The following is a 12813-nucleotide window of genomic DNA, read 5'->3' on the forward strand; positions in this document are numbered from 1 at the left end:
CTATAATTTACCTGTTTTGTTTTGCTTTGTTTTTATCCTCTATTTTCTGACTTTTTTCCTAGACTTTAAATTTTTCCTTTACGATCGCTTGACAATCAAGACAGTCGCTACATTCTATATTGAGATTTGAACGCAGATGAACGCAGATAAACGCGGATGAAAAAGGGATTTTGATTAATCTGATGATTTTGTATGGTTATTGTATAAAACTGGTGTTAATAATAGATATGATTGATGATGCAAGAAATGGTTTAGCATTGCTAAACCCCTACGAATAATCACCTCAATCGAGTATAATTGACAAAAACTCACAAAATTCACCAATGCTGGATATTAAACAAATTAGAGAAAACCCCCAACTCGTACAAGAAAAGCTGAATACTCGTAGTGGTAAATATGACATTCAGCCTATATTAGATTTAAGTCAAAAACAACGGGAACTGGAAGGAAAACGCAACGATTTACAAGCGCGGAGTAATGAAATTGGTAAACTGGTAGGACAAAAGGTAAAATCTGGTGTTAGTCCACAAAGTGAGGAAATTCTTGCTTTAAAAGAAGAAGGGAATAACATTAAAAACACATTAAGCGAATTAGAACCCCAGGAAAAAGAGTTAAAAGCGCAAATTCAAGATTTACTGTTAGCACTTCCTAACCTTCCTAGTGATTCTACTCCCATCGGTGCAAGTGAAGATGATAACCCAGAAGTGAGAAGATGGGGAGATGAATATAAACCGGAAAATCAGAATATTTTACCTCATTGGGAAATTGGGGAAAAATTGGGTATTTTGAATTTTGAAAGGGCGGTAAAAATTGCCCAAAGTCGGTTTGTCAGTTTGATAGGTGCGGGTGCTGCTTTAGAAAGGGCGTTAATTCAATTTATGCTTTCTAAGCATATTGAAAATGGGTATATTGAAGTTAGTCCACCGTTGTTAGTTAATACTGATTCTTTAACGGGAACTGGACAATTACCGAAGTTTGCAGAAGAAAGTTTTAAATGTGCAGATGATGAATTGTGGTTAATTCCTACTGCGGAAGTTCCGGTAACAAATTTTTATCGGGGGGAAATTTTAAACGCGGAAGAATTACCGATTTATCACTGTGCATATACGCCATGTTTTCGTCGGGAAGCGGGAAGTTATGGCCGGGATATGCGGGGTTTAATTCGGTTGCATCAATTCAATAAAGTGGAGTTGGTGAAGTTAGTAAAACCGGAAGATTCTTTTGAGGAATTAGAGAAATTAGTTGCTAGTGCAGAGTCAATTTTACAGGGTTTAAAGTTGCCTTATCGAGTGATTAATTTATGTACTGGTGATTTAGGTTTTGGGGCAACAAAGACTTATGATTTAGAGGTTTGGTTGCCATCTTCTGGGAAGTATCGAGAGATTTCTAGTTGTTCTAATTGTGTTGATTTTCAAGCGAGAAGGGCGGATATTCGGTTTAAGGAAGCGGGGAAGAAGGGGACGCAGTTTGTACATACTTTAAATGGTTCTGGTTTAGCTGTGGGAAGGACGATGGCGGCGATTTTGGAGAATTATCAGCAAGCTGATGGGACGATTAAAGTACCGGAGGTGTTAAGACCTTATTTGAATAATCAAGAAATTTTAGGTATTCCTGTTGATACAACTCCAGTTTTACCAACTCTACCCACAGTAATTGAGTCATCAACTGAATCCTTACCAGAAGCGACAAAGGAATCACAATCTCGTTATGTAGTTAATGCTTTGTTATGGATTCCAATTCTCTCTTATTTTGCTTGGGTATTATCGTCTTTGTTGTTTAAGTAGAAAACAAGTCTAACTAAAACTTGAGATTCTAGTTAAATATACTAGGAAAATACCAGCTAATCACCCTGTAAAGGGTGATTATACGGAAAGTTATATCATGCACCTGATTGATATTAAATTTCTGCATTAAAGTTATAAGGCAAAGAAAATTATGTAAAAATGGTATAAAATTTCAGAGGATGTTTGAAAAGTCTAACTTGGGCGATTAGAAATTACATCTACACAGACAAAACCTGCCTACGCAGGTTTCAAATCCTTAATTTTTCGTTAGTCCACGCAGGTGGACTTTGCTTGTGTACTAGCGAATTATATTCGCCGAAAACTTTTAAGACAACCTCTCAAGTATCATTTATAAACATTCTCAGGAGATTTTACAATGGCACGCTATCAAATTGGCGATTTTGTCGCAGTAGTAAATAAGTTTGAAAGATGCGGACAGATTGCCTCAGTTGATGAAAAAGGTAAAGGTTATAAAGTTAACACAGGAAAAGATGTAGTATTTTTTTATGAAAAAGATATTGTTTTGATTTCTGCACGAAAATCTCCTGATATAGCCGCAGCTATGAACAAAATTGATAAAACTGTAGGTAAGGAAGCATGGTTTACTCCTGATTTTAGCAAATCTATTAAAGAATTTTTAACTGATGATTCAGGTGTTGCTAGAGCATTTGGTGACTATGTAGCTAAGGTTCATGGAAATGTTTTATATGCTTGTTTAAAAGCAGTCAAAGATAGTGGACTAGAATTACCAAAGTCTATATCTATTAACTTAAATATTGATTTTGTTTTCTTCAAATTTTAAGCTGTAGCTTATAGGGTGCGTCAATCAAATGTAACGCACCGTTTTTTATTAAAATAGGACTTACGCAAGATGTGACTGAAAACCTTATTCTTGCGTAGGGGTAATTCATGAATTACCCCTACTTTCGTTCCCTTTTGCGTAAGTCGTGTAAAATTTAACTGTCTGAGTTAGGATAACCAGGATTAAAGGATTAACAGGATTATATTTTATTTTGATATTCTGGGATATTAAAATTAGCGCAACTTCTGAAAATGTAGATGAATATTAAAAAACCATCCTGTACATCCTGATTCAGACAAAATGCACATTTTCTGATATAATTAATAAACTAATTAACCAATGGAGTTGACTATGATTACATTAGGTGTAACAGTAACTATAACCAGTGATGGCAAATTGTTAGTTGATTCTCCTGTAGATATCCCAAAGGGAGAATATAAAGCAGTTATTGTACTAGAAGATAACCCAATAAGTGATAATTTACATAATTCTGTAAAAAATGCCCAAGCTATTTTTAGAAAGTATATTCCACCTACTAGAAAACTATCTGAAGAATTAATTCAGGAACGGAGAGAGGAAACTTTAAATGAGTGAAGTTGTTTTAGATGCTTCCGCAATTTTAGCTTTACTCAATGAAGAACCTGGAAGCGAAGAAGTATTAAAATTTATTGATAAAGCTGCAATTTACTGATCGTTTATGGAGTAATATTAATGTGGGAGTTGAAGTTAGAATATTACGTTAAAATCCACTGTCAGAATCAGGATATCCAGGATTAATGGACTAACAGGATTATATTTGATATTGATATTCTGGGATATTTGACTTAGCGCAATTCCTGAAAATGTAGATGAATATTAAAAAACCATCCTGTAAATCCTCAAATTCTGGACATCCTGATTCTGACAAAATGCAACTTCTGAAAATGTAGAGGAATACTAAAAAAATATCCTGTAAATCCTCAAATCCTGGATATCCTGATTCTGACAAAATGCAACTTCTGAAAATACAGATGAATATTAAAAAACCATCTTGTACATCCTCAAATCCTGGATATCCTGATTCGGACAATTCAATTTTATGCTATTATTTAATAATCATGTAATCTCAAAAAAAGATTATGATTTCAATCAATCAAGCACAACAGCAACTACAGGATTTAATTGATTCAGTTAATCAATCCCATCAACCTATTATTATTGCAGGAGAAAATAGCAACGCAGTTTTATTATCTGAAAGTGACTGGAAATCTATCCAAGAAACTCTATATTTACTTTCTATTCCAGGGATGAGAGAATCAATTAAAGAAGGATTAGCAACACCTATTGAAGAGTGTGATGGTGAATTAGATTGGTAAATTGGAAATTAGTTTATACTAAACAAGCTCAGAAAGATGCTAAAAAATTGGCTGCAAGTAATTTGAAAGAGAAAGCGCAAAGTTTACTTGATATTATTCAGGTTAATCCGTTTCAAAATCCTCCACCTTATGAAAAATTAGTAGGAGATTTAGAAGGTGCATATTCACGACGGATAAATATTCAACATCGTTTAGTATATGAAGTGATTGAAGGCGAAAATACTATCAAAGTTTTACGAATGTGGACGCATTATGAGTAGTATGTTTTTTGTGAGAATCAGGATAACCAGGATTAAAAGATTAACAGGATTATATTTGATTTTGATATTCTGGGATATTTGAATTATCGCAACTTCTGAAAATGTAGCTGAATATTAAAAAACCATCCTGTAGATCCTCAAATCGCGGAAAATGGTCAAAAAAGATAAACTAATTGAAAAATTAACAAATAGTCCCAATAATGCCAAATTCAGTGATATTCGTAAACTGTTAGAATTAGATAATTTTGTATTAGATAGAATTACAGGTAGTCATCATATCTTTATCAAAGATGATATAATTTTAGTAATTCCCGTACATAATAATCGGGTAAAATCAATTTATGTTAAACGAGTATTAGAATTGATAGAAGGAGCGTAATTATGAATTATCCCATAGTTGTTTATCCCTGTGAAGAAGGCGGTTTCGTTGCTGAAATTCCAGCATTAAAAGGATGTTTAGCACAGGGAGAAACTTTAGAAGAAACATTACAAGAATTGATCATTGTCAGAGATTTATGGTTAGAAATAGCAGAAAAACATGGTCAAAAATTACCAGATGTTGAACGTGCTATTTCTCAGGTTAAAGCACTCAGTAATGTATAATTAACTGTCAGAATCAGGATAACCAGGATGAAAGGATTAACAGGATTATATTTGATATTAATATTCTGGAATATTTGAATTAGCGCAACTTCTGAAAAGAAATAATTTTTTGAATTTTGACTTTTGACTTCCCGAAGGGTGTCCTGATTCTGACAAAAATCTATTTCGCGCAAAGAAGATATCCTGTACATCCTCAAATCCTGGATATCCTGATTCAGACAAAATGCAATTTATGAAAATGTAGATGAATATAAAAAAACATCCTGCACATCCTGATTCAGACAAAAAGTTATAATCTATAATATAATTACATTATAATCCTAAAGGTAAAACTATGACTATTGAACAAGCAGTTTTAGAAAACTTGCGAGAATTACCAGCAGATAAACAACAAGAAGTTTTAGATTTTATTCAATTTATCAAACATAAATTACCAACAAAAAAATGTCGCATTCCTCCTAGTTCCATTGCCGGTAAAGGTAAAAAATTAGGTGATATTGTTAGTCCTATTGTTCTGATTAGTAAAGATAACCCGTGGCAAAGTTTAATTGATAGCTTAGATCAATTTTCTGATGATTTTATGAATACTAGAGATCAACTTTCTATTGATAAAAGAGAGGAATTTTAAAATGACATTAATATGGGATGAATTGGTATTTCAATCACCATACTTAGCAGTGGAAAAAGCAAAGGAATTGCTAAAGGAGGGAAAAATGGCAGAAGTTGATCAGATTTTAGAGAGTTTAGCAGAGTCAATGGGAAGATCCGAAAAAAGGGCAGTTATTAGTCAATTAACTCGATTGATGTTACATATAATTAAATGGAAATGTCAACCTGAAAAACGCAGTGCTAGTTGGGTAATTTCCATTCGTTCAGCAAGGAGAGAAATTGCTGATAGTCAGGAAGAAATGCCTAGTCTTAATAGAGAGTTTTTAGAGTCTATTTGGGATAAGTGTTTTACATCTGCTAAACAAGATGCTAGGGATGAAATGGGGAAAAAGCCAGAAATTACTGCTTTAACTTGGGAGGAGGTTTTTGAAGAAAATTATACAATGTGGGAGGATGAAAAATAAATGAATCATCCTGTAAATCCTCAAATCCTGGATATCCTGATATGGCTTGCGCTACGCTATCAGACAAGTTTCGCTCAAAACCTGGAAATTAGCAAAATTACCATAACTCGCGTTTTTCTTTGCAATTGACAATAAATAACAGCAGATTTTGTTTCTGAGTCCATTCCCAAACTACAATAGAAATATATATCCGAAATATTTTGACTTATTTGCTCTATGTCAGTTTTAGCAGCGATCGCAGTTTTGGCTATTTTGATCTTAGTACACGAGTTAGGACATTTTATAGCCGCACGTTCTCAAGGTATCTACGCTAACCGCTTTTCTTTGGGTTTTGGTCCCACCCTGTTAAAGTACCAAGGATCACAGACAGAATACACCATTCGCGCTTTCCCCTTGGGTGGGTTTGTTGGTTTTCCCGACGATGATCCAGATAGCGCAATTCCTCCCAATGATCCCAACTTATTGCGGAATCGTCCTATTTTAGATCGGGCGATCGTTATTAGCGCCGGTGTGATAGCAAACTTAATATTTGCTTATTTTGTTCTCGCTTTGCAAATAGGTATTGTTGGTATACCCCAAGAATTTCAATATCAACCTGGTGTACTTGTCAAACCTGTTAATGAACAATCAATAGCTTACCAAGCTGGTATTCGCGCAGGTGATATTGTTATCAGCGTCAATGGTCAGGAATTAGCTGCTAGTAAAGATTCTACCTTATTGCTGACTAAAGAAATTCAAACCCATCCAAATCAACAACTTAACCTGAAAATTCAGCGTCAAAATCAAGAAATAGCTTTAAAATTAACTCCTACAGAAAGTGCTGATGGTAAAGGTTTAGTAGGAATTGAACTAGGACCAAATGGAGAAGCTGTTTATCGTCGTCCCCAAAATCCCATAGAAATTTTCAGCGTTGCTGCTGATAGATTTCAACAGCTATTTATTGGTACAATCAAAGGATTTGGACAGCTAATAACTAATTTTCAACAAACAGCAAGTCAGGTTTCAGGACCTGTGAATATTGTGAAAATTGGTGCTAAATTAGCAGCAGATAATAGTGCAAATTTGCTATCTTTTGCAGCAATTATTAGTATTAATTTAGCCATCATTAATATTTTACCTCTCCCTGCTTTAGATGGTGGACAATTAGCTTTTCTTTTGATTGAAGGTTTACTTGGTAAACCCTTACCAGCAAAAATTCAAGAAGGTGTCATGCAAACAGGTTTAGTCCTACTTTTAGGATTAGGTATTTTCTTGATTTTCAAAGAAACACTGCAACTAGATTTTGTGCAACAAATATTCCAGAACTTGTAAGCAAATGATCTCGTTCCCAGTCTGAGACTGGGAATGCGATCTAGAGGTTCTACCTCTATTTGACAAAAAAGGCAGAGTCTTATACAATTCATTCCCATACAGAGTATGGGAACGAGAAATAAGTTAAATTTCAAATAAAATAAATTCAAATATTATTGATGTGACTACTAAAAAATTATCAAAATTATCAAAATCATCAAAAAAGCAACGCGCTTTAGAAATTCTCTCTCGTCTCCATCGTCTTTATCCTGATGCGACTTGTTCTTTAAATTATCAAACTCCTGTACAATTATTAGTAGCAACAATTCTTTCTGCACAATGCACAGATGAACGAGTGAATAAAGTTACTCCAGCTTTATTTAGTCGGTTTCCTGATGCAGAAAGTTTAGCAAATGCGGATATTTTTGAATTAGAAGAATTAGTCCGTTCTACGGGTTTTTATCGCAATAAAGCGAAAAATATCAAAGCTGCTTGTCGGATGATTGTTGATGATTTTAACTCAGTTGTTCCCAATAAAATGGAAGAATTATTAAAACTTCCCGGAGTTGCGAGAAAAACTGGAAATGTGGTTTTAGCGCACGCTTATGGTATTAATGCAGGGGTGACTGTAGATACTCACGTCAAGCGGTTAAGTCAAAGATTGGGGTTAACAAAAAATACTGAACCTATTAATATTGAAAAAGATTTAATGAAATTATTACCCCAACCAGAATGGGAAAATTGGTCTATTCGTTTAATATATCATGGTCGTGCAGTTTGTAAAGCACGTTCTCCTGGTTGTGATGTTTGTGAGTTGGTTGATGTGTGTGCGAAGAATTTAACGAATGGAGATAATTAAATTATAATCAAATTGTTTATAATCAATCTTTAATCAATCTAAAATCCCAAATCCAAAATCTAAAATTCCATGACTCGGTTTATTCATGATCAGTTTGCAAAACAATATCTAACAGAGATATTTACACCCTACGGAAAAGTAGAAGTCAGTCAAGATATTATCTCAGAAAAAAGACAGATAGACGTATTATTTACCCCATCTTCAAATCCTGAAAACATCGAAAAATTAGGACTATTGGGAAAAATGGGAATTCATGCAACTTCCGTAGTTTTTGAACCATTTCGTAACCCCGTTGATAGAAGTGAAATCAGAAGTTGTAAGGGTAAACTATTTGATATTCATGCAAACTTAGAAAGACAAGCAAAACGCAATAATACCCGCATTAGTGAAAACCAATTACCATTTTTATGGATATTCACACCTACTGCATCAGAGGAAATATTCAGAGGTATTGATCTGAGTTTAGATTATCAAACATGGGGTAAAGGAGTTTATTTATTAGACGAAGTATCAAGGACAGGTATTATCGTTATTCACCAGTTACCCAGTACACCAGAAACCTTATTTTTAAGGGTATTAGGTAGGGGTAGGGTACAGAGAAAAGCAGTGGAAGAGTTAGAAGCATTAGCTAACAATAACCCACAGCTAGAAAATGTTATACAATTAGTACATGACTTAATAGCCATGTTATCAGCCAGACAGCAAAAAGAAAAGGATATTGATCAAGATGATCAGGAGTTGATTATGAAATTATCACAAATGTATCAGGAATTATTAGAACAAATTAAAGAAGAAACGCGAAGAGAAGGACTGCAACAAGGACTCCAACAAGGACTCCAACAAGGACTGCAACAAGGACTCCAACAAGGTAGATATCAAGGAAGAGAAGAAGGAGAAAAAAGAGAACGTCGTGGGATGGCCGAAAGTATTTTACAAGTACGTTTTGGTAAAGTTGATGCTGAGTTAGAGAAAGTGATTGATAAAATCATTACCCTATCTAGGGAAGAATTTACACCTTTACTTTTGCAATTATCCCGTGAGGAATTATTAGGGAGATTTCAAGAAGATTAATAAAATAAGAACTCCGACTTTTTAAAGAAGTCGGGGATCTAATTACTAATTTTAAGTTTGAGACAGAATTAAATTAAGAACATTTAATTCCTGAGAATTTAACAGATATTTTTCTGTAAACAATTTATTTCTAATTTCCTCCAAACTATAACTTCTAAATACCACAAAGGGAAATTCTTGATAATTATGTCCTATGGGTAAAATATTACTTACAGGAGATAAAGAACGAATATATATAGATAAGATATCTTTAAAACGTTGATCTTCCGGTTCTTCTGGTTTATTTGCAAAATATTCTTTCATCACTTCCCCACTAATAAACGCAAATAATGGTAAAGCGTAATATTGATCTGTATGTTGACTTTTTTGGAGATAATTCTGGGTTTTTGCAGGTGCATTGATTAACTTTTCTACTAATTCTATTGCATCTTTTACCGCAGAGGTGAGACTTTCGGGGTAATTTTGATTGCGACTAATGCTTTTTAAAGTATTCCATAATTCTGTATTTGCATATTTTTGAATATCTAAAAAGCGCATTTGATAAGATTCTTGCATATTTTGACTGGGTACAATTAATAAACCTCCACTAATATAACCTAATTCCAAGGGTGTAAAATCTAATAATTTATCAAAGGTTTTAGCGACTTCTAAAAATGTGTTGTTGAAATTTTCCCGAATCTTTAAATAACTCTCTTCCGTATTTTTAGCAACCCAAAAATCACCTTCACCCATTAATAATTCTAGTCTGGTGTATGCGTCTTTTAAGGAAGTGTGACTTTTATTGCGGTTATATTCTTTTTTCAGTTGGGTAATAAGATTTTCTATTTTACTAGAAAAGGTTTCTCCCGCAGCAAAAACTGATTTTCCACCGATGGGTATAAGTAGATAATTCTTCCTACCAATATTACCATAACCTTGAATTCTTGTCATTATAGATGCTTTGAGAATTAACAGAAGATTTAATAAACTCAAGCAATTTTCTTTGATAGATAATTCTGGATCATCTTGATAATAAACTGAACGTTCAGCTAAATAAAATGTGAGGTATTTATCTTGATTATCTATCATATCATTTCCCCGACCTCTGTAAATAACCTGAATTATTTCCATCAGGTTTTTTTCAATTTCAAATTTCGGAATTTCGACTAAGATATGTTTCGCTTTGGGGAAGGATAAACCGCGACTCCCGGAAGCAGTCATGAAAACCACTTTGACGTTTTCTTGATGTTGTTTAATTTCCTGTTTTTCTAATTCTGAAATATTCGCGTGTATTTCTAGGAAGTGAGTATTTTTAACAAAGTTATCTCTTCCTAACTCTGACTGAATTTTAGCAATCAGTTCTGATAATTTAGGTTTATTTTGGATGTAAACTATAAATTGTTCAACATCGGATTTTTGGAAGATAATTTTAATATCTTTGAAAATTTCTTCCTGGGATTTTTTCTCTAAATCAGATTTATCTCTTAGTTTAATTCTATCAGTAAAACGACAAGATTCGACAATTATTTGATAATTAATAGTAAGACTTTTTGCAGGATAGGTGTTAGTATTAATAATGATAGCGGGTGAACCTTTAAATATGAAACTTTCTACAGATAGAGGTTGAATGTTTGATTCTGCTTTTCTAAAATAAACCTTATTTGGTTCGGGGGAAGTATCTTCTAAATGTTGACAAATAACATTTTTATCAACAATAGAAGCATCTGCGACGATGATTTTAGTATTAAAACCATTTTCTGGGTTTGTTAATTTATAAGTTTTAACCATTTTTTTAATTCCCTCTAAAAATTCTACTCCTCCTTCATCTCCGGTAATTTCATCTATCATAATAAATAGATGTTTGATGCGACGGGATATATTTCGCATTTTTTCAGGAAATACTTTATCGTCACTTTTTCTGTATGCGTCTTGAAAGATTTTTTCTAAATGTTGTAAAGTATCACCATAATCTGTTTTTTTCAAAGACTGGGTAGAAGCGGTAGCGATAATTTGATTAGATTTTTGATATTTGATGAGGTAATATAACCCTTCACAAATACTTTGTAAAACTCCCTTGTTTTTTGTTCCCATATCCTGAAAAGTATCATCTGTAATTTGTTGCAGTCTGTCTTTGCGTCGAGATTTTCGTTCAATATTTTCACTGTTGAGAAAATCAACATTTTCCAAAGTAAAATCTTCTTCATGTTTGTTTGATGTATAAGCAACTGAGAGTTTACCAGAGTTATCTTGAATCAAATTACTATGAGTATTAATAGCAAAAATTTGATCATTTACTAATCTTCCAGTTTTGCGATCTTTGAATTTTTCAATGATATCAAGATTGACTTGTTTCCGGGGACTGACGTATAATAAAAGAAACCCGTCATTTTGATATTGAGTGAGAAAATCAACAATAGCGGTAGTTTTTCCGATTCCGGGATTTCCTGTTAAGAAAATGTAGGTATTTTCAGAAAGTAAATATCTTTTAATTAGTTGGTTGTGCGCTTGTCTAAAATTGGGATTTTCGGTTAAATTTAAACTAGAAATTAACTCAGATGGTACGGGAGAAACAGAGTTATAAAAATCGGTAATCGTTTCTGTATGACGTGGTAAAATATTGATGGTATTAGGAGTAATGTTGAGGAGAGAGTCAACCAGTTTTTTACCTTGTTGAAAACTGCGATATGCGTTAACTTGGATTTTTTGTAAAACGCGATAACGTGCGTCGCTAATTTCTTCTTCTGTTTTGTAATTTTGTTGATAAATTTGATAACAACTTTCAAAAAGTTGGATATTATTTCCGGGAATAGAGATAGTATTAAAAGAGCGATCGCTATATCCCACCGCATTACAAACCAACCTAGAAATATCAGGAAGAAAAGAATTTGCTTGTAAAAACTGACAGAAACTATAAATATAACTACCCGCTTGAATTAATTTAGCACTTTCCTTATCCTTAGATTTAAAAGCGGTAAAATACTCCTTTAAACTGGGAGAAAAATCTAAACCCAAAGATTCGGTATCAATACGCAACTTAGAAAACACACTTTTAGAACGTAAATAATTGATATCTCGTAATAACAAACCTCTGATAATTTCCACATAATCAATATTTTGTAAATCCTCATCAGTGTGAATAGAAAACACCGACAAGTCAAGACATAAAACCCGGTAATTATTTTTATATTTCAACAACATCAAACTATCTGCATTGAGAAAATCACCACCTTGTTTATAATTTTGAATATCCCCAGAAGTGACATTTACATTTTCAAACTGAGAGAGAACATTTTTGAACCATTGTATTTCATCAACTTCATGAGTACCAATACTATTTTCACCATTAAACCGACATTGAAAATAAATAACTTCCAGATTTTGCAAGTTTGCTTTTTCACGACATCCCAGAGATTTAAGATACTCCCGAAAGAAATTTAACCCACACAAAAAACCCTTTTGTACAAAAAACTGACACCAAGTTTCTGCAATTTCTCTTTCTAACTTACCAACAACCTTCTTCACAATATTTTTTGTAATTTCTGCAAACTTGAGATTTTGCAACTCCTGACTATACAAATCACCAAAATAATTTTTAATATTATTCTTATGGATATAAGACAAAATCCCAATATTAAAACCCATTTCAAACAACCTTCCCAGATCATCCGCTATTTTTGCAGTCATTTTTTACTCCTTATAAAAACCCTCAAAAACCTCTTTTCTCTGTGAACTCTGTG

General features: G+C 33.3%; 12 protein-coding genes and 1 pseudogene. 12 read left to right on the forward strand and 1 reads right to left on the reverse strand.

From position 1 onward, the window contains the following. Window positions 1-323 precede the first annotated feature (323 nt). The 12 genes and pseudogenes from serS to FFR48_RS09030 all read left to right on the forward strand — a co-directional run. Window positions 324-1595, forward strand: a pseudogene (gene serS, locus FFR48_RS08970) (serine--tRNA ligase); the annotation flags it as partial. 565 nt (window positions 1596-2160) lie between these two features. Further along, window positions 2161-2586, forward strand: a complete 426-nt coding sequence (locus FFR48_RS08975; RefSeq protein ID WP_137667123.1) for a hypothetical protein — start codon at window positions 2161-2163, stop codon at window positions 2584-2586. A 351-nt stretch (window positions 2587-2937) separates the two neighbouring features. Beyond that, window positions 2938-3180: a hypothetical protein gene (locus tag FFR48_RS08980; protein WP_137667124.1), complete on the forward strand. Its 243-nt coding sequence runs from the start codon at window positions 2938-2940 to the stop codon at window positions 3178-3180. Window positions 3181-3704: 524 nt separating this feature from the next. Next, window positions 3705-3941, forward strand: coding sequence for a type II toxin-antitoxin system Phd/YefM family antitoxin (locus FFR48_RS08990; RefSeq protein ID WP_137667125.1), 237 nt, complete (start codon window positions 3705-3707; stop codon window positions 3939-3941). Then, a complete protein-coding gene (locus tag FFR48_RS08995) occupies window positions 3935-4201 on the forward strand; it encodes a Txe/YoeB family addiction module toxin (RefSeq protein WP_137667126.1) in 267 nt (88 codons plus the stop codon). Before FFR48_RS08990 ends, FFR48_RS08995 begins: the two co-directional genes overlap by 7 nt. A 151-nt stretch (window positions 4202-4352) precedes the next feature. Beyond that, complete coding sequence (locus tag FFR48_RS09000; protein WP_096572026.1) at window positions 4353-4580, forward strand: type II toxin-antitoxin system HicA family toxin; 228 nt, start codon at window positions 4353-4355, stop codon at window positions 4578-4580. A 2-nt stretch (window positions 4581-4582) separates the two neighbouring features. Further along, entirely contained in the window at window positions 4583-4804 is a 222-nt protein-coding gene (locus FFR48_RS09005) for a type II toxin-antitoxin system HicB family antitoxin (protein ID WP_137667127.1), read from the forward strand. Window positions 4805-5138: 334 nt separating this feature from the next. Further along, the gene (locus tag FFR48_RS29360) at window positions 5139-5432 is read left to right on the forward strand and encodes a DUF2281 domain-containing protein (protein WP_137667128.1); all 294 of its coding nucleotides are present in this window, start codon (window positions 5139-5141) and stop codon (window positions 5430-5432) included. A gap of 1 nt (window position 5433) precedes the next feature. Then, window positions 5434-5877, forward strand: coding sequence for a DUF29 domain-containing protein (locus tag FFR48_RS09015; RefSeq protein WP_137667129.1), 444 nt, complete (start codon window positions 5434-5436; stop codon window positions 5875-5877). Between the two features lie 216 nt (window positions 5878-6093). Next, on the forward strand, window positions 6094-7188 hold the full coding sequence (rseP, locus tag FFR48_RS09020) for an RIP metalloprotease RseP (RefSeq protein ID WP_137667130.1): 1095 nt from the start codon (window positions 6094-6096) through the stop codon (window positions 7186-7188). Window positions 7189-7342: 154 nt separating this feature from the next. After that, window positions 7343-8026, forward strand: a complete 684-nt coding sequence (nth, locus tag FFR48_RS09025; RefSeq protein ID WP_371851436.1) for an endonuclease III — start codon at window positions 7343-7345, stop codon at window positions 8024-8026. A gap of 69 nt (window positions 8027-8095) precedes the next feature. Next, window positions 8096-9097 carry a hypothetical protein gene (locus FFR48_RS09030; protein ID WP_137667131.1) on the forward strand — a complete coding sequence of 334 codons (1002 nt, stop codon included), beginning with the start codon at window positions 8096-8098 and terminating at the stop codon, window positions 9095-9097. 51 nt (window positions 9098-9148) lie between these two features. On the opposite strand, the gene FFR48_RS09035 is transcribed toward FFR48_RS09030, so the two are convergent. Further along, on the reverse strand, window positions 9149-12760 hold the full coding sequence (locus tag FFR48_RS09035; RefSeq protein ID WP_137667132.1) for a helicase: 3612 nt from the start codon (window positions 12758-12760) through the stop codon (window positions 9149-9151). Window positions 12761-12813 lie beyond the last annotated feature (53 nt).

Origin of the sequence: Sphaerospermopsis reniformis, assembly GCF_005402885.1 — a bacterium.
In the GTDB taxonomy this organism is placed as follows: domain Bacteria; phylum Cyanobacteriota; class Cyanobacteriia; order Cyanobacteriales; family Nostocaceae; genus Sphaerospermopsis; species Sphaerospermopsis kisseleviana.

What these genes read in the sequence shown, in the direction of transcription:
- FFR48_RS08975 (WP_137667123.1), top strand. Translation starts at nt 2,161, where the DNA reads ATGGCACGCTATCAAATTGGCGATTTTGTCGCAGTAGTAAATAAGTTT.
- FFR48_RS08980 (WP_137667124.1), top strand. Translation starts at nt 2,938, where the DNA reads ATGATTACATTAGGTGTAACAGTAACTATAACCAGTGATGGCAAATTG.
- FFR48_RS08990 (WP_137667125.1), top strand. Translation starts at nt 3,705, where the DNA reads ATGATTTCAATCAATCAAGCACAACAGCAACTACAGGATTTAATTGAT.
- FFR48_RS09000 (WP_096572026.1), top strand. Translation starts at nt 4,353, where the DNA reads ATGGTCAAAAAAGATAAACTAATTGAAAAATTAACAAATAGTCCCAAT.
- FFR48_RS09005 (WP_137667127.1), top strand. Translation starts at nt 4,583, where the DNA reads ATGAATTATCCCATAGTTGTTTATCCCTGTGAAGAAGGCGGTTTCGTT.
- FFR48_RS29360 (WP_137667128.1), top strand. Translation starts at nt 5,139, where the DNA reads ATGACTATTGAACAAGCAGTTTTAGAAAACTTGCGAGAATTACCAGCA.
- FFR48_RS09015 (WP_137667129.1), top strand. Translation starts at nt 5,434, where the DNA reads ATGACATTAATATGGGATGAATTGGTATTTCAATCACCATACTTAGCA.
- rseP (WP_137667130.1), top strand. Translation starts at nt 6,094, where the DNA reads ATGTCAGTTTTAGCAGCGATCGCAGTTTTGGCTATTTTGATCTTAGTA.
- FFR48_RS09030 (WP_137667131.1), top strand. Translation starts at nt 8,096, where the DNA reads ATGACTCGGTTTATTCATGATCAGTTTGCAAAACAATATCTAACAGAG.
- FFR48_RS09035 (WP_137667132.1), bottom strand. Translation starts at nt 12,760, where the DNA reads ATGACTGCAAAAATAGCGGATGATCTGGGAAGGTTGTTTGAAATGGGT.